The 21,551-nt window shown below is 42.6% G+C and carries 20 protein-coding genes and 1 tRNA gene; 1 reads left to right on the forward strand and 20 read right to left on the reverse strand.

The annotated features are described in order from the left end of the window. Nucleotides 1–10: 10 nt before the first annotated feature. The 7 genes from G602_RS0119335 to mscL all read right to left on the reverse strand — a co-directional run bounded on the left by G602_RS0119335 (nt 11) and on the right by mscL (nt 8,468). A complete protein-coding gene (locus G602_RS0119335; RefSeq protein WP_026660459.1) occupies nt 11–1,507 on the reverse strand; it encodes a sugar ABC transporter ATP-binding protein in 1,497 nt (498 codons plus the stop codon). 11 nt (nt 1,508–1,518) lie between these two features. After that, nucleotides 1,519–2,466 (reverse strand): ABC transporter permease, encoded by a 948-nt coding sequence (locus tag G602_RS0119340; RefSeq protein WP_026660460.1) that lies wholly within the window; start codon nt 2,464–2,466, stop codon nt 1,519–1,521. A gap of 214 nt (nt 2,467–2,680) precedes the next feature. Beyond that, nucleotides 2,681–3,853 carry a sugar ABC transporter substrate-binding protein gene (locus tag G602_RS0119345; protein ID WP_026660461.1) on the reverse strand — a complete coding sequence of 391 codons (1,173 nt, stop codon included), beginning with the start codon at nt 3,851–3,853 and terminating at the stop codon, nt 2,681–2,683. A gap of 71 nt (nt 3,854–3,924) precedes the next feature. Beyond that, entirely contained in the window at nt 3,925–4,377 is a 453-nt protein-coding gene (locus G602_RS0119350) for a hypothetical protein (RefSeq protein WP_026660463.1), read from the reverse strand. 129 nt (nt 4,378–4,506) lie between these two features. Continuing rightward, nucleotides 4,507–6,096 (reverse strand): response regulator transcription factor, encoded by a 1,590-nt coding sequence (locus tag G602_RS0119355; protein WP_026660464.1) that lies wholly within the window; start codon nt 6,094–6,096, stop codon nt 4,507–4,509. Continuing rightward, complete coding sequence (locus G602_RS27575; protein WP_044932782.1) at nt 6,065–7,888, reverse strand: cache domain-containing sensor histidine kinase; 1,824 nt, start codon at nt 7,886–7,888, stop codon at nt 6,065–6,067. The genes G602_RS0119355 and G602_RS27575 overlap by 32 nt, the downstream gene beginning before the upstream one ends. A gap of 97 nt (nt 7,889–7,985) precedes the next feature. After that, the gene (gene mscL, locus G602_RS0119365) at nt 7,986–8,468 is read right to left on the reverse strand and encodes a large conductance mechanosensitive channel protein MscL (protein ID WP_044932950.1); all 483 of its coding nucleotides are present in this window, start codon (nt 8,466–8,468) and stop codon (nt 7,986–7,988) included. Nucleotides 8,469–8,569: 101 nt separating this feature from the next. Here mscL and G602_RS0119370 point away from each other — a divergent pair. Beyond that, nucleotides 8,570–8,640: transfer RNA gene (locus G602_RS0119370), tRNA-Gly, on the forward strand. Between the two features lie 240 nt (nt 8,641–8,880). Here G602_RS0119370 and G602_RS27580 read toward each other — a convergent pair. The 13 genes from G602_RS27580 to G602_RS0119435 all read right to left on the reverse strand — a co-directional run bounded on the left by G602_RS27580 (nt 8,881) and on the right by G602_RS0119435 (nt 21,534). Beyond that, nucleotides 8,881–9,519, reverse strand: a complete 639-nt coding sequence (locus tag G602_RS27580; RefSeq protein ID WP_049945347.1) for a 4'-phosphopantetheinyl transferase family protein — start codon at nt 9,517–9,519, stop codon at nt 8,881–8,883. An 18-nt stretch (nt 9,520–9,537) separates the two neighbouring features. Continuing rightward, nucleotides 9,538–10,794, reverse strand: a complete 1,257-nt coding sequence (locus G602_RS0119380; RefSeq protein WP_026660466.1) for an L-lactate MFS transporter — start codon at nt 10,792–10,794, stop codon at nt 9,538–9,540. 15 nt (nt 10,795–10,809) lie between these two features. Beyond that, nucleotides 10,810–11,628 (reverse strand): MBL fold metallo-hydrolase, encoded by an 819-nt coding sequence (locus tag G602_RS0119385; protein WP_026660467.1) that lies wholly within the window; start codon nt 11,626–11,628, stop codon nt 10,810–10,812. Next, entirely contained in the window at nt 11,612–12,175 is a 564-nt protein-coding gene (locus tag G602_RS0119390) for a DUF1097 family protein (RefSeq protein ID WP_026660468.1), read from the reverse strand. The genes G602_RS0119385 and G602_RS0119390 overlap by 17 nt, the downstream gene beginning before the upstream one ends. A 183-nt stretch (nt 12,176–12,358) precedes the next feature. Further along, entirely contained in the window at nt 12,359–12,862 is a 504-nt protein-coding gene (locus tag G602_RS0119395; RefSeq protein ID WP_026660469.1) for a DUF1097 domain-containing protein, read from the reverse strand. Nucleotides 12,863–12,903: 41 nt separating this feature from the next. After that, nucleotides 12,904–14,016, reverse strand: coding sequence for a butyrate kinase (gene buk / locus G602_RS0119400; RefSeq protein ID WP_026660471.1), 1,113 nt, complete (start codon nt 14,014–14,016; stop codon nt 12,904–12,906). Continuing rightward, nucleotides 14,013–15,017: a phosphate acyltransferase gene (locus tag G602_RS0119405; protein WP_026660472.1), complete on the reverse strand. Its 1,005-nt coding sequence runs from the start codon at nt 15,015–15,017 to the stop codon at nt 14,013–14,015. Before G602_RS0119405 ends, buk begins: the two co-directional genes overlap by 4 nt. A 78-nt stretch (nt 15,018–15,095) precedes the next feature. Next, on the reverse strand, nt 15,096–15,335 hold the full coding sequence (locus G602_RS0119410) for an acyl carrier protein (protein ID WP_026660473.1): 240 nt from the start codon (nt 15,333–15,335) through the stop codon (nt 15,096–15,098). A gap of 15 nt (nt 15,336–15,350) precedes the next feature. Then, nucleotides 15,351–15,773: a Zn-ribbon domain-containing OB-fold protein gene (locus tag G602_RS0119415; protein ID WP_026660474.1), complete on the reverse strand. Its 423-nt coding sequence runs from the start codon at nt 15,771–15,773 to the stop codon at nt 15,351–15,353. Between the two features lie 15 nt (nt 15,774–15,788). After that, complete coding sequence (locus G602_RS0119420) at nt 15,789–17,096, reverse strand: thiolase family protein (RefSeq protein ID WP_026660475.1); 1,308 nt, start codon at nt 17,094–17,096, stop codon at nt 15,789–15,791. A 250-nt stretch (nt 17,097–17,346) separates the two neighbouring features. Next, nucleotides 17,347–17,922, reverse strand: coding sequence for an NADH-ubiquinone oxidoreductase-F iron-sulfur binding region domain-containing protein (locus G602_RS0119425; RefSeq protein ID WP_026660476.1), 576 nt, complete (start codon nt 17,920–17,922; stop codon nt 17,347–17,349). Between the two features lie 10 nt (nt 17,923–17,932). Next, nucleotides 17,933–20,020 (reverse strand): FAD-dependent oxidoreductase, encoded by a 2,088-nt coding sequence (locus G602_RS0119430; protein ID WP_026660477.1) that lies wholly within the window; start codon nt 20,018–20,020, stop codon nt 17,933–17,935. A gap of 20 nt (nt 20,021–20,040) precedes the next feature. Beyond that, nucleotides 20,041–21,534: an FAD-dependent oxidoreductase gene (locus G602_RS0119435; protein ID WP_026660478.1), complete on the reverse strand. Its 1,494-nt coding sequence runs from the start codon at nt 21,532–21,534 to the stop codon at nt 20,041–20,043. Nucleotides 21,535–21,551: the final 17 nt, after the last annotated feature.

Genomic DNA, 21,551 nt, shown 5'->3' on the forward strand with positions numbered 1-21,551 from the left:
CTCCCGGCTCTTATACCATCTTCGCTATAAGGTCTGTATCCTTAAGATCTTCTGATCGTTTGAATTCACCACTCTGCTTACCATCTTTCATTATAATAATTCGATCAGCCATACCAAGAAGCTCCGATATTTCTTCCGATATCATAATGATTGACTTGCCGTCTTTTCTCATATGGCTCATCATCTGGTAAATCGTAGCTTTAACCTTGACATCAATTCCTCTGGTAGGTGAATCCAGTATTATGATGTCCGAGTTTTTACCGATCCATCTTGCCAGGACGACCTTCTGCTTGTTACCACCGGAAAGCGCTGACATAAACTGATGAACCCCCTCCATCTTTGTACTCATCTGCTTAGCATATTTTTCAGCAAATGCTTTTTCATCCTTTGAATGAAGAATGTGATTTTTCTTAAGTTCCTCAAGTGAAGGCAGGCAAATGTTATCCTGTATGGTATCGTTTATGACAAGCGACTCGTTATCTCTGTCCTTGGAGGCATAAGCAATACTGTTATCTATTGCAGTCTTAATGTCATTTATCTCTGTACCGTCAGCAAGATATACATTTCCCTCTCTGTCGTAGGAAGCGCCAAACAACGCTTTTCCAACTTCATGCATACCACACTCTGACAAGCCGCCGATTCCAATAATCTCACCTTTGTGCAGTTCTATATTAAAATCATCAATCTCTCCAGGAACAGTCAGATGTTCTCCTCTTAAAACTACTTCGTCCGAAATCTCTGTGCCATAGTCCGTACGATAGTAATTGTTACTCATCTCACGTCCTACCATAAGTTTTTTCAGAGCATCCGCATCAACCTCACTGCTTTTAACTGTATCGATCAGAACTCCGTCTCTGAGCACACTGATTGAATCTGACTGTTCTATAACTTCATCAAGGTCATGAGATATAAAAATCACACATCTGCCATCATCCTTAGTCTGTTTCATGACTTTGAAAAGTTCTTTACGTCCTTTTTCACCAAGTGCTGTCGTTGTCTCATCCACAACAAGTACCTGTGGTTTAAAATGCGTAGCTTTAACTATTTCTATAAGCTTTCTGTCCTCAAAATTGTATTTGTCAATAACATCTGTTGCCTTAATGTAATTAAATCCATACGAATCCAAAAGCTCCTGGGCTTTTCTGTTCATAGCATTGGTGTTTTTTACGCAGAAGCTTGTAAACTCTTTTTCCTTACCAAGAAAGATATTCTCAGCAACGGTAAGGCCTGATAGTGTTCCAATCTCCTGAACTATAATCGCTACCCCCTGGTAATTTCCATCAACCTGATTCTTAGCGGATACTTCTTTTCCGTTTAAGGTAAAGGTTCCTGTATCCTTGTGATAGATACCTGTAAGACATGATGTAAAGGTTGATTTACCGGAGCCGTTTTCACCTATAAGTGCATGCACCTCACCTTTATAGAAGTCAAGAGTGACATGGTCGATGGCATGGGTGACGCCAAAATTTTTGTCGATTTCCTCGGCATGAAGCAGTACTTCGTTCATGTCTCCCTCCTTTACTTCACAACAACGCCCTTAACAGGCTTAATAGTCATAGTTACAATCGCAAGAAGAACAATACCGGTTACAATGTTCTGTACTGTTGTCGGAGCGCCAAGTGCAACAAAGCCCTGGAAAAGTAGCTGAATGATAAACTCCCCGACTACAATTGCCACAACAGGATGTCCATACTTTTTAAAAGCAAGGCCAAAAAACGTTCCCATAAGAGGCGGGAAGTTTCGGCTCATGGATGCAAGGTTTGAAGCACTAGTCATAGATGTTCCATAAGATATTGTCAGAATAGATTCAACCCCCACAAAGAATCCGCAGAGCACAAAAGCAACCACCTTATATTTGTCAACATCAACACCCATATTCTTTGCAACAACTTCGTTTGAACCTATCGCATAAGTATAGGTTCCAATCTTTGTGTACTTTAAAATAAATCCGCATAGGAAAAAGGCCAAAAGTGCAAGAATAAGATTTCCCGGATAATCACCAAAGGCTCTGTACTGCGGTGCAAGAATCGCTTCTTTTCCATTAGTTGCAAAAATGGAAAGAGCCTCATAAACAAGTGACAGGCCCGCTGTCACGATAAGTGATGATATTCTGAATTTTATATATACAAGTCCGTTAAGGAGTCCCACCAGTACTCCGCTTATCATGGGAGCAACAAGAAGGCCCACATAACCGAAACGTTCACTCATATTTACCGCAAGCACCGAGGAAAGTACGATGTTTGCACCAACGCTCATATCAAAGGGACCCATAACACAAATAAAATAGAGTCCGCATCCGCCTACCGCATAATAAAGAGCGGTTTTTAAATATGTCTGCAATTTATTAAAGTCCCCGAAGGTCTGGGGTGCCAGAATTTTAAAGAAAGCCCAGAAAACAAAGGCTATCAGAACCAGAAGGAGCATACCGTACCACTGGCTCTGTTTGAATTTTTGTAGCTTGTTCATAGAATCCTCCCATAACCCCTCATCCGTCAGCTTCGCTGACACCTTCCCCCCTACCAGGGGGGAAGGCATAATATTAGTTGCCCCAACGCATATTAACATTGCCAGTTGAAAGGTATAATATTAGTTGTCACAACGCATGTTAACATTGCCAGTTGAAAGGTATAATATTAGTTGCCACAACGCATGTTAACATTGCCAGTTGAAAGGTATGATATTAGTTACTGTGGCGTGTTATAACGTCATCGATTGAAAGATTTGTAGCTGCCTTGTTGAGTTCGTCAAAGCTGTAACCTGCCATTTCAGCGAGCTCTTCGTCTGTATAAGGATCATCCTTTACAAAGTACTTCTCATAGTTTGCATAGTCATCGGGAGATGAAACATACAGGTACGGGAAAAGAATCTCATAACCAAAGGTTCCTTCTTCCTTAACATAGTTGCCCTTTACTGCGTTAAGCACAAGGTAGAAAGCAAAAAGAGGATCGCAGAAATGTCCACCTGACTCGGCAAACATACCACCTGACTTAAGCTGCTCAGCAAGATCATCAAGGAAGTCTGTGGATACAACATCGATTTTTCCTGTAAGACCTTCATTAGCGTATGCACCGATGGAACCAACGAGGGAATCACCACCGCCACCTGCTACGATAAGGGCATCCATTCCGGGATTTGAATTGTAAAGTGACATAGCTGCTGCTGCACCTTCTTCAGAAGATGTGTTAGCATAAACAGGCTCTGTCATTGTTGCCTGGTCATCGGGATGAGCTGAATTCCACTCATCGATTGCCTGCTGATATCCCTGCCATCTGAGCTGGAATGTAGCATCACCAACTGTCCAAGCCTCAAGGCCTATTGTTCTGTCGCCTTTTTCAAGAAGAAGGTTAACAAGAGTATAACCGTTTGTTATCTCGTCCTCGTGAACCGCACCAACATAGTACTTGGAATTACATGCTGTCTTATATACCTCCGGACTGTTTTCCTCTGAAATAATACGGAAGAACTGTGCGATGTATACCCCATTCTCTGTACATGTATTGATAGCTGAAGTCATTTCGGAATCAGCTGAGTTACAGATTATAATACCCTTACATCCTGCTGCGCAAAGCTGCTCAACAGATGCTGTAACCTGCTCAGATACATGTCCCTGATCAACATACTGTACTTCCACTCCTGTTGCCTTTGCAGCCTTGTCCACAATCTTTTTGCACTGGCTTCCGAGAACGTCTGTGGAGCTCCAGATTGAAACACCGATCTTAATATCCCCTGATCCTGAAGCTGATGATCCACCTCCGTCACCGGAACCTGCAGCCTTACCGCAACCTGTTATCAGCGATGATGCCATAACACCTGCCATAAGCAATGCGCCAAACCTTTTAAAACTCTTTTTCATAAAACATTTGCCCTCCTTATTTAATTTGAGAATATTTTTCACCGGATCATGCTATCAGCAGATCCGACAAGTTACTTTTTTAATCCCTTTACTTCAAATGTCTTACTCTTCTCATTTCCAAATACCACTCCTGCCGATTTGGCTGCAGTATCATCGTATGAAACGGAGACAATAACCTGCTCTCCGTTAGATAGTCCGGAATTCTTATCGATATTAAAAGAGATGGATGAAACTGCATTTATATATTTTGTAAGCTTTGAAAGGTCTTCTATCTCATCAAGTTCTTTTATCTTCTCCTCACCTCCGACCATCTCTGTTTCAAGTCCGTCGTAATCAACATACACAAATGCTGTTCCCTCTCCATTTGATCCGTCAAAAGAGACTGTTACGTAATCAAGGATATTGGTCACTCCATCCTCAGTATTTATTCCTGCATATTTTTCGTGACCGCATCCATTTATCAAAAGCATAAGAGCAATTCCGGTACCGGCTATAACTGCCTTTAAATTCCTTATTTGTAACACCCTTATATCCTCCCCAAAAATAAAAAACTTCGTAAACCCGTTATAGTTTACGAAGCCATTGTATCAATTATATTTTTTAACTATTAGCACAATTTAGAAAAACTTACTATCACTATTTTGAAAATCAATCTAGCATAAAACGTTCTTTCTATACTCTGTCGGACTTATTCCCTCAAATCTTCTAAACACGCGGCTAAAATAATTGTAATCATCATAGCCTACTTCGAAGGATATTACCTCAAGCTTGATATCCTCATCCTCCATAAGTTTCTTTGCCTGATTCATCCTGCATCTTGTTATAAAGGCTGTAATCGTCTCATTGTATTTTTGTGAAAATTTACGTGACAGATAACTGGGTTCAACAAAGAACATCTCTGCAAGATCAGAAAGCGAAAGACGTTCCATATAATGTTTTTCAATATAGTCATGAACACTTTCTACCTGCCTGTTAATGGAATTATCCTCAAATGATTCCACACCGGAGGCAATACTAAGAGCAAGATCTATATTATCCAGAATAATTTCTTTATTCAGCGATCTCAGGCCGTAATTAATTGCATCCTGAACCTCCTCCAAGGAGCGCACGTCACTCTCACACTCAAGATCAGCTATGGTATTTATCACTCTTGTGGTAAACTGCGTTACTTCAAAAAGGCTCCAGCCTGTGCTGTCACACTTCCTTAAGCCGGCCGTTTCCATAATGGCATTTTGGGCCTGTCTGATCTCATGATTACTTAAATGGCCTGAAATAAGAGATTCCAGCCGGTTAGTATATTTATCCTGTACCTCAGATATTTTCTTATTTCCCCTGCACATGACAATGCTATGCTTTCTTCCAAATGGCCTTGTCACAAGCTCTGCTATCATCTCACGGTATACCGTAGCAATATCATCAAGTGAACTTGCCCTGTCATGTATGACCACAGTAACCGGGCCCTGCTTTTCAACAGGAAACGCTTCAATGATTCTGTCTGCTATAAGCTTTAAGCGCGGTGGTGTAGCATTAAGCTCAATTATGAACTCATTAACCTTGTCGGTGTAGTTAAAGACTATGATACTTTCATTATCTATGAGTTCTCTAAGCTTTGCTTTCAGATCATAGGACATTCTCAGAACATCCTTATCATAGCTTTGCTTTAATATTTCAACATCGTGAAACTTTACAAGTATAGTTGAAAGCTCAGAAAAAACCTTTGTACTTGGAATATGAAACTCTTTGGTCGGTCTGAAAAGCTTTCCGTTTAGCAAAGATGAAAACTCATCATCTTCAAGAAAAGAGGATACATAGTTTTCTCTTAATCTGCTGTCTTCTTTTTCAGCATTTTCCGCTTTTCTCTCCTCCAATGTTTTAAGGGCCTTACTCAAAGAAGCTGCCAACTGCTCTCTGCTTACAGGTTTTAAAAGATAATCTATGCCACCGGACATAAAGACACCCTTAACCTTTTTAAAGTCATCATAGCCACTTACCGCAAGGGTTATAATATCAGGAAAATCCGTATGAATTTTATTCAAAAGTTCAAGTCCACTAAGAAACGGCATGTTGATATCAGTGATAACAATATCAGGTTTTTCCTCCGGTATCCTCTCAAGAACCTCATCTCCATCACACGCAGGCTCAAGAAAGTCGATTGAATAATCTTCCCAAGGCAGCATTCTTCTTATATTTTCACGACTCCACAATTCGTCATCAGCTGACAATACCCTGTACTTCGCCCCCATTTTCTTCCTCCTCTTTCACAACAGGCAAAATGATAACAGCTTTTGTTCCATCCTCAGATACGCTCTCATAATGTATTCCGTACCCACTCCCATAGACACTCTTGACTCTGGCATTAACATTCATTATGCCTATCGAGCGTCCCATCTCTATCCTGCTGATATCAGCTTTTTTAAGCTGCTCATTCATTTCCTCGGCGTCCATACCCGCACCATTATCTTTTATCGTTACAACAAGGTTTCCATCTTTATGCTTTGCCGAAATAACAAGCTCCTTATCTTTTCGCCTGCTCTTTCTGAGGCCGTGTTGGATAGCATTCTCAACAATGGGCTGCAGTGTAATTCTCGGAATGCTGTCCATAAGTGTATCCGACTCAATCTTATAGGTGTATTTTATAGTGCTGCCAATACGCACATCCATTACATAGAGATAATTTCTTACGTGTGCCATCTCCTGCTGAAGTGTAGACTGAGTATCAGAGATATCAAGGCTGTATCTGAAAATAGCTGAAAGTGACTGGCAAAGGCCGCTCACCAGAGTACAGTCCTGAGATGCAGCTATTCCGCTCATGGTATCAAGAGTATTATATAAAAAATGAGGATTTATCTGCGCCTGAAGCACCTTGTACTGTGTACGTTCCATAAGTACTTTTGCCTCATACTCTTCCTGAACCATATTTTGAATTCGGTCAAGCATCTCATTAAACTCTTCACCCATTACCTTTAATTCCTCGCTCCAGCCATCTGTCCGGGCCCGAAGCTCTGTATCACCGTCTTTGATTTTTATTATAGTATGATTCAATTCATCAACAGGTCTATAGATAAAGCTTGATATCATAATTCCGAGTAGAATGGTAACAAGAAGAATTATTCCGGCAATTATTATCAGCATGCGGGCAAGAGCACTCTGAGTCTGTAACAACAGTGACTGTGGTGTCAGCATATAGATACTCATATTGTATTTCTCGGAAGGTCTGGAATTAAGATAAAAGGCACCATATTCATCTTCCAGTTCATTATAATTCTCTGACTTTGTCGCTATGATTTTAGTTATATCCGAAAATATCCTGGTTTCTTCCTTAGTGGTATTTCCCACCCTTGTTATCGGAGAATCTCCATTTGGCTGTAGCCAGACATATACATCTCTTGAGGAAATATACTTACTCATGATTTCAGCAAAATTCTGGGTATTATAATCACAGACAAGGTAACCAAGCTGCGACCTTTCATCATCATATGTATGTAGTTTTAAGCAAAATCTTAGGACATCTCTGTCTGCTTCCTCATTATGATATCCGGATAACATAACAGAATAATCATCAGAATCAATATAGCTTTTCAAATGGGAAATATTTACATACTGATCAGTATCATAAAGGTCTCTGGGGTAATTGTAGGGCTGTTTTCTCCACGAGCTTACAAGCTTGTTATCATTATCGTAAATGTACATGGCAAGCAGCTGGTCCGATGAATCAAAATGCTCCTCTGAAAGATGCCAGGCCTTCCAGTAATGATTGAGCAATCTTCTCCTTTTTGCATGAGAATATCTCATGTCATAGAGCATTTCGCTCTCAGAATAGATAGTCTGCATCTTTACAGTAATCCCATGAATATAAGAATTAAGTTCGCTTTCGATACGCCCAAGAGTTTCGTCATTATTAAGAAGGCTCTCTCTGCGAATCTGGTTTCTGGATGTCACTTCAAACGCTACCGTCTGCGCAATTATCGCAAATAGCGTACATCCAACAACCAGCCCCAGAATAGCTTGCCGCATAGTCCATTTTGCTTTTTTCATACCCTGTTTATTCCCCAATATACCGCGTATGCTTCGAAAAAATCCCTACTACAAAACAGTAGCAGGGATGCTAATAGTTTTCTTTTACTATTTCTTTTTATTTTAAATCAGATGTACAGCAAGGGCACTTTGTAGCCTTGATGTTGATCTCGCTCTGGCAATGAGGGCAGATTTTGGTTGTGGGAGCTTCCTCTTCCTTCTCCTTCTTAACCTTATCACTAAGCCTGTTAAGTGCCTTCACAATACAGAAAATAACGAGAGCCATAAGCAGGAAATTAATAACTGCAGTGATAAATAAACCATAGTTAAGTGTTGCTGCACCTGCTTCCTGAGCAGCTGCAAGTGAAGTGTACTTTGTTCCGTCAAGTGTAATGAACCAGTTGGAAAAATCGATACCACCGGTAAGAACGCTTATAACCGGCATAATAATGTCATTAACAAGTGAATTGATTATCCCCTGAAAAGCTCCACCGATGATGACACCGACTGCCAAGTCCATTACGTTTCCGCGCATAATGAATTCACGAAACTCGTTTGCAAACCCCTTACTTTTTTCTAAAGCCTTAGTCTTATCAACCATCATTTTTTCCTCCCCTATTTATCTGGAAACTATTTTTCAAACCACTTGAAATTATACCACATATTGAGTATTATTAAATAGTTCATTGATAACGAATTCATGCAGGACTAGTACATCGGTAGTATGTCAGCTTCCCAAGCTGAAGAGGCGGGTTCGACTCCCGTGTTCTGCTTTTCCTTTTTTCATTGTGTTCACAGATTTTTCACATTCCAATCACTTTTTCACAGAATAAACACAAATTTATCACTTTCTGTTACGATTTTGATTGTAATATATAAAACATCAAGAGGAACAAACCTCTTGAAACTCCCTCATAAGAAATAGAAACTTTTCTTCAAAACAAAAAAAGCTGGCGTTTCCCGTGACAAGGCGCCAGCTTTTCCCCTGTTTATAAGTATTTTATTCTGAAAAATCAAATCGTAATATCTTCCACATTCACAATCTTTAAGACAAATGCCTTTTTGGATGCACAGCTTACCATGTATTCCTCGTCAAGATTAAAGCTCTCAATATGCCATCCTTCCATAAAGTTATCATCCTCTCTGGGATCGATATTAAAGCCTTTCCCATCTGCTTTTAGAATAGCTTCAACCGATGTCCAGCTTTTCCCCCAGGAAAGCTTTGTATTATTATTCTCTTCCTTTTCAAGTCTTTCATAATATGTAGACGGAAGAACTCTTTTCAGTACATTCAGATTTAATCTGTCGACGCGCTCGATATCAATGCCTACAGGTGAATCTGATGTAGCAAGAATTACATATTGTCCGCTGTGCGATAAACTGAAGTGCTTATTGACTTCCATATTAAGCATCGGTTTTCCATACTCATTAAATGTAAGTTGATCATCCCTTGTCACCCCAAGATATCTTGCCAAAAGAAAGCCGGCACCGAGTTCCTCCTTTTTTCCTCTTGGAACCCTGATTCGCTCATATTTTTTCGCATAATGGGGAGCAATGACAGACAGCAGCCTGTCATCCTCCCCATCCAGTTTTTCAATATTAAGAACATATACGTTTATTGTGTCCGCTTTTATAGTCTCATCAAAGCTCATTATATCTTCCTGTTTGTATTATTTTTCGTTGTTATTCATATTACGATATATAAATGTTAATACAATTCCAAGAATAGATAAAGCCATAGCTGTAAAGTATGCTGCTTTATAGGTGCCTGTTGCCAGATATATCTTGCCTATCATGATAGGAGCAAAAAATCCGGAAAAAGCAAAACCGATAAACATTATTCCATAATTTACACTTGAGTACTTTGCTCCGAATTTTTCATTGGTAAATCCGGGATAGATACCCATGAAGCCACCAAAGCACAGTCCTATTATGCAGATTCCGAGATAAAGAGTAGCCACGCTTCCCTCTCCCGTGATAATCAGCATGAAAAGACCGGCAACCGAACAAAGAAGTAACAACGCAAGCGTATTTATCTGTCCTATAAGATCTGAAATATAGCCACCGAGAATTCTTCCTCCCGTGTTAAACAGCGCAAGTATTGAAACCACTACTGCTGCAGACTGCGAGGTCATAAGTACCTGATTCTGGGCTATCGGCGATGCCTGAGAGATGATCATCATTCCCATGAACGCGCCGCAGCACATGAGAACCATCATTATATAAAATTCTTTTGTCCCCAGCATCTCTTTCCAGGTATAGTCTCTTGCCTTGTTAACAGAACCGCTTTTGCTGCTCTTGGAAACCGGCTTATAGCCATCAGGTATGAAATCATCCGGACAGGGAATAATGAATAATGATGCTGCAAGTACTATAACAACAATGGCTATACCAAGTATTTTGAATGCCATTGTAACATCCATTTTTGAAATAATTGCATTGGCAATAAGGGGTACCAATACTGAACTGAGTCCATATGAAGCTGTGGCAATTCCTCCCACAAGCCCTCTCTTGTCGGGGAAAAATTTTACTGCATTACTTACCGTGCAGCCATAGGTCATGCCCATTGCCAGTCCGCAACAGATTCCAAATCCAAAAATCAGCACTGCTACAGATCCTGCAAAACCACAGATAAGCATCCCCAGTCCAAACCATATTCCGCCTATCATTATGACAAGTCTCGGCCCAATGGTTCTAACAAGTTTTCCGCCGCCTATCATTGTTATGGGTCCTACGACATTAGCTATTGAAAAGACTATTGAGAGACTGCTTGCCGTGACTGCATTCTTCCCCTCAAGTCCTAAAACTGCTGAAATATGTTCAGCCATAGGTGATGCAAAAACACTCCAGGCGTATAGTGCACCAATACATAAGTTAATCAGACAGCTGGCAATAAGCACCAACCATCTGCGTTTGGTTAAGTTCATTTTTAATCCTCTGTTTTATTTAATTTTTGTAGGCCTTTGTTCGACGATCAGCCCCACCGGCTCATCTCTTAGTGAATGAACGTGAAAATATCCTTCCCCGTATGGCGGTTTGGGATAAGTGTATTTTATGAATCTCTTTTCTTCAGTATTTTCAAGACAAGCTGCCATACTGTAAAGAATTTCTTTTTTTAATAGCTTATTGTTGTGTGAAACAAGGAAATAATCAAAGTCCAAGTCAATTGATTTTTTTATTGTTGATCGCTGCTCTTCAATCGAACCATGATTCTTGAATATTAGTGTAATTATTGGCGAAAGAGCGTCTCCTCCAAGAACAAGTCTGAGCTTTCTGAAAATGATTCCGACAGATCCGGCTGAATGTCCGGGAAGTTCTATTACCTCACCCTCAAGGTCTCCTAAATCGAATCTGCCAAAATCAAGATTTGCTATCTGCTTCCATTCTTTACAGCCGAAGGTTATCTCCTGCACTATTGCATTTTCGGAATCCTGAGTTTTGTAATCATCCCCATCACCCATCTCCGATATCCATTTATTCAGTAATGCTTCATCATAGGTATCCAGGATGTTTCTGTCCTTTTCAGAAAGAAAGACTTTATCGAAAAAACGACTGCCACCAATATGATCAAAGTGTCCGTGACTTGCTATGACAAGAAGCGGGAGATCTGTTATTTTTCTTACAGCAGCATTTATATCATCCAATCCGCATCCTGTATCAAACAAAAGAGCTTTCTTAGCCCCAATCACAAGATTGGAGCAGGTTCCGAAAGCATCTTCAAGTATATAAACTTTATCACTGATTTTAATCGTTTTTATCATGTCCTGGGAATTCACCAATTATTGCCTTCATGGCACGTTCTTTTCCAAAAATCGCTGAGCAAACTGTCATACCTGCAAAAACAAGTACAATAGTAAGAACAATTCCATAAAGGTAGAATGCAATAAGATGTATAGGTGTAAGCGGTACGCCTATCATAAACACAAAAAATGTAGTCGCCATACCAAGGAAAAGACAAGGTATATTGCCTAATATTGTCTTTGCAAGAAAGCCTTCATGAATTGTTAATATCAAAAAGATAATAATAATTGTAGGTACTATGCCAACTACCGCCTCTGATGCAAAGGAGCGGAATACTTCCTGTAGTATACCATTTGCATAAGCCCATGCAATGCCACATACATAACATATGATCATTGACGGGATTTTCTTCAAGTCTGCTCCAAGTGCAAAGAACATGAGAAGCGGTAAAAACAGCATCCAAATATACTGTGTATAGCCGGTAAGTACAAATACCTGCATAAGAAGTGTGAGTACAACTGCTCCTGTAAGAGATTGTACGATTTTTACCTTCATTCTGTCACTCATTTCAAACCAATCCTCCTGTGTTTTTCCCCTCATCCGGCGCTTCGCGCCACCTGTCTTCGCTCCGCTTCGGTCCGCGCAAAGCAATCGTCCCCCGGACGATTTGCGCCCCCCAAGGGAAGGCTTTAATAGTATTCTTCCAAAATAGTGAAGATTATAATACTTTTCCTTCAAATATAGTTAAGATTACTTTCCTAAAATCTTAACCAGCTTCTTCTGGAAGGCGTCAACTCCTATCCCCACGTAGACTACGCCTGCTATCATGGCTGCACCGATCTGAATCGGAAGTGTTCCTATATCTGCGATTGCCATAGGTCCCATGATGGTAAGACCGATTGCCCAGCCACAAAGCCATGCCGGTGTAAAGATGAATTTTGATATACTCTCACCTATAAGAACGGCCAGCCCTCCCATAACAAAAAGCGTACAGTAAAGCTCTGCATTGGGATTAAAGCTCATCTTTTCCATTACGAATATAGCTATAACTGCCCAGATGTCACCACACAGAAACCCTATTGTTATTTTTAGCGCATCACTTGCCTTGTTACCGTTTGCAACATAAAGTCCTGCACATATAAGGGCTACCGCTCCGGTTGTAATTCCCATAAATGGCGATAAAACAGCCCAAATAGGAGGAAGCAGTGCTATCCCTAAGGCAAGCGTGAGCTTATTTAATGTATTTTCGTTCATTTTTATATCTCTTTTCGTTTTACTCTTTAGGTCCGCACTTTTTACTCAAAGTCAAAGCCTGTAAAGCAAGGTTTTCCTGTGTAATGCTTAAGTTCCTCTTCTCCGTCAAGAACACGGATTGCACCTGCAGCCATTGCTTCCATTTCAAACTCTCCGGGATATGCAAAAACAGGCGCGATGAAAGAACATGTATCAGTTATCTGCTGAACGAGATCCTTATTATGGACCATTCCTCCCCCAAGAAGAATTCCATCTACCTTGCCATGAAGAACCACTGCCATGGAGCCAATGCATTTTTCAATTTGATATATCATGGTGTTCCAAAGCATCTCGGCATACTTATCACCGTTTGCTGCACGATTTGTGAGCTCAATTGCATCTGAGATACCTTCATGGCTTACAAATCCTCCGGACTTGGTAATAAGTGGCTTAACATCAGCGACGCCAAGGTCATTCTTTTTCATATAATCGAGAAGATTCGCTACAGATATACTTCCACAGCGTGTGGGCGCCATAGGACCTTCTCCGCCGACAATATCAAAACCATCAACCATCTTTCCTTCTCTGTGAGCTGATACAGAAATTCCGCCACCTATATGACATACAATATAGTTTGCTTCCTCATATTTTTTATGAAGAACATTCTTACTGTGGCGAATCGCTGTCTCCTTCAGATTAAGAGAGTGAAGGTGAGCAAGACGATAAACGCCCTTAATTCCTGTCATTCTGGCAAGATCCTGATATTCATCAACATCAGGGGGATTAACTACCATTGCCCTGGCTCCGTTTTTGGAAGCAAACTCAGCTGCAAGCTGCGGACCAAGTGCAGCAGGATGAATAACACCGTTTGCCATGGTCTTTGCATGATTTAAAAGGAGCTCATCTACGTCGTAGGTTCCGCCTTCCATTGCAAAAAGTCCGCCACCACGTCCGACGAATACGTCAACATCATCAATTGATTGTCCAGCCTCTTTAAGAAGATCAAGTATCATGTTTCTGCGATACGGAAGCTGATCGCTTATTGTCTCGTATTTTGCAAGCTCTGCCGCATCATGAGACACATTCTGTGTATAGAGGCATTCCTCACCTTCAAACAATGCTATTTTTGTGGAGGTTGAGCCCGGATTTATTGTAAAAACCTTGTATTTTTTCATCTCTTCTCACCTGCCGCTCTTACTGCACTAATTACAATATTGCCCTTAAGCTCTGAAACCGGTGCACTTCTTGAGCAGTCACATACAACCTTGTTAAATCCCTGAAGCATGGGACCGTATGCATCTGCGTGACCAAACTGTTGAATAAGCTTAACTGCAACGTTACCTACGTTAAGATCAGGCCAGATAACAACATTTGCCTTTCCGGCAACCTTGCTCTCTCTGTTTACTTTTTTCTGAGCTACAGCAGGGTTGATTGCTGCATCAAGCTGGAATTCGCCATCGATGGCAAGGTCGGGACGAAGCTCGTTTGCAATTTTTACTGCCTCAGTTACCTTGTCGATAAGCTCACCCTGTCCGCTTCCGCAGGTTGAATAGCTGACGCATGCACATCTGGGTTCCCAGTCAAGAAGTGACTTAACAGTGTCACAGGCAGCAATTGCGATACTTGCAAGCTGCTCGGAATTAGGATTTGTGCAAACGGCGCTGTCACCGATAGCAAGAAGTGAACCTTCGCTTCCGTCGTAGCCGGGAATATCACAAAGACCGATACTTGAGATTGTTGCAAGGCCGGGCTTAATACCAATAATCATCTGTCCAGCAAGAAGAACGTCACCTGTAGTGTAGTCGATTCCCGCGAAGGTTACATCTGCCTCATCGGCAGCCTGCATAACCATTGCAAACTGAAGCTTATCCTCCATGCGGCGTCTAAGTGCCTTCTCCTTAAGTCTTGTCTCAGGAAGAGCTGTGTATTTCTCCACAAGCATTGTCTTGTAGTCCTCGTTGTTTACATCAACGATTGTAAATACTTCTTCCTTGTAGCCTCTCTCCTTGATAGCAGCCTTTATCTCGGCTTCGTCACCAACAAGAATAGGCCTTATATATCCCTCAGAGCCTGCTTCATAAGCAGCCTGCATCATCTTTTCATTAAGTGCTTCAGGGAATGCCACTCTCTGGGGATTCTGCTTTGCTTTTTCAAAAATTTTCTCTATTATGCTCATTTTTCGCCTCTTTTAAATTGGCTCGCCTATTATACATAAGCGAGCCGAATTATTATTTTTATGTTTCTGAAATTCCGATTACATCTCTTCTTCAATGAGATCTACGAGATCAGAAATTGTCTCGCATGCACTTGCATCAGCAAGCATAAGAGCTACATCAAGCTCATTCTCGATTTCTGAAACAAGAGCTACCATCTGGACTGATGCTCCGTTTAAGTCTGTCTTGAAGGATGTGGACTCTGAAAGTTCAGAAACTTCCTTCTTGTAGGACATTGCTACCATGTTTAATACCTGATCTAAAATTTCCTGTCTGCTCATTCTTTATTTCTCCTTTTATTTAAAATACTTCTCATCCAGATCAAAGATTACGGTCTTGAAGCCGCCATCGCGATCTATAATAGCTGCGTGAATGTCGAGAGGAAGCTGCTTGGAAAGCTCCTCACGATTCTTCTTGCTGATGCCGCGAACTACTGCGTTAAGTCTTGTGCCTTCCTCGATTTCAACCTCGCCATAAGCGAACTTGCCCATCTTCTTGTACTCAGGCTTTGAGGAAAGTGCAGCGGGAAGAACGATTGAATGAAGCTTTGCTTTTCCGCTAAGTTCAACCCACTCAGTCTCATAGTTTCCGCACTCGTTGCATGCGTAAACCGGAGGGAATTCAACGTGTCCGCACTTAGGGCACTTGCGGCCCATGATTTTTCCTTCTTCTAAGGATGTATAAAATTTCTCAACGATTTTTTCTAATTTGATAGCCATGGTTAATATTCCTCCTTAGTCCATTGTTCGAATGATGATAGCGGCTACGTTCTGAGCACCGCCATATCCGCGAAGCATAGTTGTTTTGGGCAGTTTCTTAACCTGGCGATCACCACATTCATTCCACATCTGCTTACATGCTTCATACATGTCTGCAAGACCTGATGCTGCGTGAGCGTGTCCGAAGGAGGTTCTTCCGCCGTTTGAATTGATGGGCTTATCACCATCCCATGCGGTACGGCCATCGCAGATGTACTTCCAGCCTTCACCGTAGGGAAGATATCCTGCAATCTCAGCTGATACAAGGTGTGATGTGATGATAAAGTCATTTGCAAAGAACAGATCAAGATCATCTCCTGAAAGGCCTGTTGACTCATAAACCTGCTTTACTGCTTCCTCAGTTGCACGAACCTCGAAGTGAGGTGTTGTTGCCTCGCATGCAGCACTTCCGATTCCGAGAACCTCAATGGGCTTATGCTTTAAGTTCTTTGCGATTTCAGGAATCTTCTCTGTTGCGCATACGATACAAGCTGCAGCGCCGTCACACTTAAGCTCAAGGCCGCCGGCACGAAGGAAGTCACCCATCTTAGGGTTGTAAGGTGAATTCATGTACTCATCAAGAGTCATGCCTGCCTTTTCAGCAAGCTCTTCATAGGTTGTTCTCTCGATTGCAAGAGGGTTAACTGATGCATTTCTTCTGTTATTGATGCACATTGCATTAAGAGTGTTATTCATATCCTCTGCGGATATTCCTCTTGTGCGCACATACCACTCTGCTGCATCGTCATAGATGAGTTCCTGACCTGCCATAAGGCTTCTTGTATAGGTTCTGTCATAGAGCCATGAAGTAGTCTTAAGGAACTTCTCCATTGTCATCTTGTCGCGCTTGTAAGGATGCTTGGGTGTCTCAACATTGTCAGCGGGGCTTGGAGTACTGTCACCAAACTCAACCGCACCTGTGAGAACACAGTCATATTTTCCTGAAGCAACTGCGTTTACAGCCTGCTCGATAGCAAGGTATCCTGTGCAGCATGCCTCGGAGTGGTGGATTGAACCCTTACCCTTCATACCGAACCAGTTGGCAATCTGTACGTTGGGTGTGAGGTAGTTAGAGCCATTCAGCGGGCTGGCACAGCCGTGGAAGTAGAAATCAACATCCTGAGGATTTACTCCTGCATCTTCCATAGCCTTAAGTGCTGCATAGCCGAATAATTCGCCTTCTGTGAGGCCGTTTGTTTCTTCATTATCTACTGTGTACATGAAAGGTGTGCAGCCGGCACCGATAATGGACACACTACGTGAGTATTTTCCGAATTTTTTCATTATATTAACCTCGTTAAATTTTCTATGCTTCCCCTCATCCGGCGCTTCGCGCCACCTTCCCCCCAAGGGGAAGGCTTTCAGAGTCTTTCCCTTGGGGAAGGCTTTCAGAGTCTTTCCCTTGGGGAAGGCTTTCAGAGTCTTTCCCTTGGGGAAGGCTTTTAGAGTCTTTCCCTTGGGGAAGGCTTTTAGAGTCTTTCCCTTGGGGAAGGCTTTTAGAGTCTTTCCCAAGAGAAAGGCTTAGAAGCTTACATTACTTTCTCTTACACGGAATAGGTTTAGTGGGGCACTTGGGCTTTTGTGCGCCTGCCATGACGATTGCATCCTCGTCACATGCGCTCATGCACTTTCCGCAAAGTGAGCATTCGTCCATTACAATTACGTGTACGAACTTATCTTTTCCAAGGATTGCGTCATCCTCGCAGACATCCATACATTCACCGCAGCCCACACACTTACTTGCAAGAATGTGGTAGGTCATGAACTTTTTACATACTCCTGCACGGCAGCCCTTCTTAGAAATATGCTCATCAAAAATGTCACCGTAATTACTAAGTGCTTCCTTAACAGCATCCGCAATATCTTCTCCGTCTTCGCAAAGAGACTGAGTTTTCATCATATCTGAAAGATCCTGCATAAGAGCGATGTCACCGGGACGTCCCTTCTTTTCGGTTATATCCTTCAGTATCATTTCAAGCTGTGTGATTCCTTCATATCCAAAGACACATTTCCCGCAGTCCTTGCAGGGGTGGCTCTGAACTTCCTTAAGAAGGACATCAACGACGCACTTATCTTCTTTTAATTCTCTGATCTTATCTGCGCTACTCATCTTTTCCTCCTTAATACTCGTTCCAAAGCTTTACTTTGGATATTGTTGTTCTAAGATCGCACTGAAGGCATCTGCTTGCTTCGCATTTCGCCTGATCACAGGTAAAGGGCTTCTCTATGGCATCAAAACCGCATTTTCTCTTCTCAGGCTCCATCATTGCAGCTTCATTTCTGGATAGATCAGCAAAGCCATCTATGCGACCGATATATTTCTCCGGAGCAGTTCTCTCTGTAAGAGTCTCACTGATATCACCGTCTCCGCCGAGGAATTTATCTATAGCAATCGCTGCATCTCTTCCGCCTGCAATTGCTTCGATAACAGATCTTGTACCTGTAACTACATCACCTGATGCAAAGACTCCTTCCATACTTGTAGCACTGTCTTTTGCGGCAATGTAAGGACCATGTGTGAGCTCAAGGCCCATCTTGTCAGTTCCTTCAGGCTTCTGGCCAACTGCAAAAATTACATTATCTACTTCTACTATCTGGTTTGAACCTTCCTCAAGTTCGATAATGGCCTTTCTGTTTTCATCAAAGTAGAACTTGTTAACCTTCTGAATTTCTACTCCTGTAGCCTTAGTATCTCCTGTTATTCTAAGGAAGGAATGAGCTGCATGAAGAATTACACCTTCCTCTTCACCCTCTCTTCTCTCCTCCTCAGATGAAGTCATCTGCTGGAGATTCTCAAGGCACGCGATATGCACTTCCTTAGCTCCCTGTCTGATAGCTGTACGGGCACAGTCATAAGCAACATTTCCGCCGCCAAGAACCATTACCCTGTCGCCTACGGGAAGAGGATTTCCCTGTCTTGCAGCCTTGAGGAAGTCTGCGTTTACATAGACGCCTTCAAGGTCATTTCCTTCAATAGGAAGCTTTGTTCCCTGATGTGTGCCGATTGAAACCAGGACGGCATCAAACCCGTCTGCTAAGAGCTTTGCAGGTTCTTCTGCTGCTACGCCTGTTTTCAGGGTGATTCCTGACTCTAAGATTGTATTTATCTCTCTGTCTAAAAGCTCATCAGGAAGTCTGTAGGAAGGAATACCATAGCGGCACTGTCCGCCGGCTTTTTCGTTCTTCTCAAATACAGTTACTTCATGTCCCTTCTTTGCAAGGTAATATGCACCTGTAAGACCTGAAGGGCCTGCTCCTATAACAGCAACCTTCTTGCCGGTAGGTGCATCCTTTCTTACATGCTTTTTCCACTCGCCACTCTCATTTGTAGCAGCTGCTCTCTTAAGTCTGCAGATAGATACAGGTGAGTTAAGTTCACCTCTCTTACACTGACTTTCACAGTTTCTTGTGCAGACAGATCCGAGAGTCTCAGGGAAAGGAACCTTTTCTCTGATAATTGCAGTAGCCTTATCAAAATCGCCTTCCTTAATGCTTCTGATGTACTCAGGAATATCTATATGTGCAGGGCATGTACTTCTGCAGGGAACTACATTTTCCTCATAGGTTCTCTCAGGTTTCATGAGCTTAAATGCATCAACGATTGAGCCTGTGGGACAAACCTCGATACATGCGCCGCAGAATCTACAGCCTGCTTCCTTAAGGCTCTTTCCTTCAGGGATACCTGCTCTGATTCCAATGTCCGTCTTTATATAGTCAAGGACTTTAACACCGCGCATATCCTGACATGCTCTGATGCAGCGTCCGCATCTTACGCATCTTGTGAAAAGATGTGAAATCAAAGGATTGCTTTCATCATTGGGAACCGGTCTTGACTTTTTCCTCCAGCGCTCGGGACTTACTCCCATGTACTGGTACATTGACTGCAGTTCGCATTTTCCGTATTTGGGGCATCCTGTACAGTCAGCAGGATGAGTGGCAAGTATGAGCTCCATGGCTGTTTTTCTTACCTTTTCAGCCTCGGGGCCATTAACTGTGATCTTCATGCCATCTGTCACAGTTGTTTTACAAGAGGGCACAGCCCCCTCCACTCCGTCTATCTCGACAGAGCAGAGGCGACAACCTCCCTTTGCTTCCAGATCGGGATGGGAGCAAAGGTGCGGAATAAAAACGCCTGCTTCAAGGGCTGCATCAAGTACTGATGCGCCTTCTCTTGCCTCTATTTCTTTTCCGTCAATAAAAATCTTCATCTACCTGTAACCTCTGTTATTTATTCAAAATCATCAAAGTCCTCGGAACCTGCTGATGCGTTCTCACCTGCGATACGTCCGCTGTTGAGGCAGAATCCCATTGTGTTTCCTGAGAGGATGAAAGGATAGCTGTCACCGAAGATGTTGCAGGCATCTGTTCCTGCTGCATAGAGTCCGGGAATAACCTTTGCATCCTGTGTGAGAACCTGTGTCTTGTGGTTGATCTTTACGCCGCCAAGTGAGCCGTATGCACCAACGTTCTCTCTGCAAAGATAGAAAGGTGCCTTCTCGATGGGCTGCATGTATGCGCGATCTTTCTCGAAGATCTCATCGAAGCCCTTCTCGCACATCTCGTTGTACTCTTCGATCTGAGCCTTGAGACCTTCAACATCGATGCCTGCCTTCTCAGCCAGCTCTTCGATTGTGTCTGCCTGTACGATGGGCTCATATCCATCTGCAAGGTCTCTGTTCCACTGCTCATCGAAGTGATCGAAAAGATCGTGAGGGTGTACATGAGAAACGATGTCGGGACCCTTTTTCTTATACTTTTTAAGGAGCTTGCTGTCGAAGATTGAGTAAGCAACCTTTCCGGGCTGAGCTGCGATTGCGTTACCTGTGAAGGTTGTGTTTGCAATCTGATCCTCAGGCATGAATCTCTGTCCGTTTCTGTTTACCCAGAGGCAAGGCTGACGGAAAGCACCGTCAAGGATGAAGTGGTTCATGTTGTCAGGAAGCTGATACATAAGCTCCATGATGCAAGGCTCGTGGCCAGCGCCTGCTTCCCATGCCATCTTGATTCCATCGCCCTTCATTCCGGGAACTGCGAAGTTGTAGATTGTGTTGCCGTACTCGAACTCTGTCTGCTCTTTGATCATCTCCGGGTTGTCACCGAATCCGCCTGTGCAGATGATTACTGCATTTGCTCTTGCTTCGATCTCTTCACCGTTCTTATCTGTTGCGATAACACCTACAGCAGCGCCATCCTCCATGATGATCTTCTTAACAGGTGTCTCGAACTGGAAGTCTACGCCAAGCTCCTTAGCCTTCTCTGTCATTTTCTTTGTCATAGCTGTTGCGCAGCGAGGTCCGGGCATTCCGCCGTCCTCGGGCTTAACAACGTGCCATGTAAACTCACCATCTGAATAAGCTCTTGTAGCCTCAGGTGCACTGAAAGCTCTCTGAACTCCAACAAACTCAACGCCCATGTCCATAAGCCAGTCAATTGTGTCACCTGACTTGAAGTAGTAGTCTCTTACCATACGTGCATCTACACGATAGTGTGTGAAGTACATGTGCTTTCTGAATGCCTCACCGGGTGTAAGTGCGATCATGTGATCCTTCTGGATCCTACTACCAACACCAAGAGGGCCCATTCCCATGTTTGCAGCACCTCCTGTTGTGGATGACTTCTCAAATGTGATTACACTTGCTCCGTTCTCTGCTGCTGCGATACTTGCTGCAAGACCTGAAAGGCCTGCTGCTACTACGATTACGTCTGCGTTCATCTGTTTCATTTATATACACCTCCCAA

Source organism: Butyrivibrio sp. AC2005 (genome assembly GCF_000424145.1).
Classification (GTDB): Bacteria; Bacillota; Clostridia; order Lachnospirales; family Lachnospiraceae; genus Butyrivibrio.

Bases quoted from the DNA above. Each gene is read 5' to 3' on its own strand.
- G602_RS0119335 (WP_026660459.1), bottom strand. From the start codon at position 1,507: ATGAACGAAGTACTGCTTCATGCCGAGGAAATCGACAAAAATTTTGGC.
- G602_RS0119340 (WP_026660460.1), bottom strand. From the start codon at position 2,466: ATGAACAAGCTACAAAAATTCAAACAGAGCCAGTGGTACGGTATGCTC.
- G602_RS0119345 (WP_026660461.1), bottom strand. From the start codon at position 3,853: ATGAAAAAGAGTTTTAAAAGGTTTGGCGCATTGCTTATGGCAGGTGTT.
- G602_RS0119355 (WP_026660464.1), bottom strand. From the start codon at position 6,096: ATGGGGGCGAAGTACAGGGTATTGTCAGCTGATGACGAATTGTGGAGT.
- G602_RS27575 (WP_044932782.1), bottom strand. From the start codon at position 7,888: ATGAAAAAAGCAAAATGGACTATGCGGCAAGCTATTCTGGGGCTGGTT.
- mscL (WP_044932950.1), bottom strand. From the start codon at position 8,468: ATGGTTGATAAGACTAAGGCTTTAGAAAAAAGTAAGGGGTTTGCAAAC.
- G602_RS27580 (WP_049945347.1), bottom strand. From the start codon at position 9,519: ATGAGCTTTGATGAGACTATAAAAGCGGACACAATAAACGTATATGTT.
- G602_RS0119380 (WP_026660466.1), bottom strand. From the start codon at position 10,794: ATGAACTTAACCAAACGCAGATGGTTGGTGCTTATTGCCAGCTGTCTG.
- G602_RS0119385 (WP_026660467.1), bottom strand. From the start codon at position 11,628: ATGATAAAAACGATTAAAATCAGTGATAAAGTTTATATACTTGAAGAT.
- G602_RS0119390 (WP_026660468.1), bottom strand. From the start codon at position 12,175: ATGAGTGACAGAATGAAGGTAAAAATCGTACAATCTCTTACAGGAGCA.
- G602_RS0119395 (WP_026660469.1), bottom strand. From the start codon at position 12,862: ATGAACGAAAATACATTAAATAAGCTCACGCTTGCCTTAGGGATAGCA.
- buk (WP_026660471.1), bottom strand. From the start codon at position 14,016: ATGAAAAAATACAAGGTTTTTACAATAAATCCGGGCTCAACCTCCACA.
- G602_RS0119405 (WP_026660472.1), bottom strand. From the start codon at position 15,017: ATGAGCATAATAGAGAAAATTTTTGAAAAAGCAAAGCAGAATCCCCAG.
- G602_RS0119410 (WP_026660473.1), bottom strand. From the start codon at position 15,335: ATGAGCAGACAGGAAATTTTAGATCAGGTATTAAACATGGTAGCAATG.
- G602_RS0119415 (WP_026660474.1), bottom strand. From the start codon at position 15,773: ATGGCTATCAAATTAGAAAAAATCGTTGAGAAATTTTATACATCCTTA.
- G602_RS0119420 (WP_026660475.1), bottom strand. From the start codon at position 17,096: ATGAAAAAATTCGGAAAATACTCACGTAGTGTGTCCATTATCGGTGCC.
- G602_RS0119425 (WP_026660476.1), bottom strand. From the start codon at position 17,922: ATGAGTAGCGCAGATAAGATCAGAGAATTAAAAGAAGATAAGTGCGTC.
- G602_RS0119430 (WP_026660477.1), bottom strand. From the start codon at position 20,020: ATGAAGATTTTTATTGACGGAAAAGAAATAGAGGCAAGAGAAGGCGCA.
- G602_RS0119435 (WP_026660478.1), bottom strand. From the start codon at position 21,534: ATGAAACAGATGAACGCAGACGTAATCGTAGTAGCAGCAGGCCTTTCA.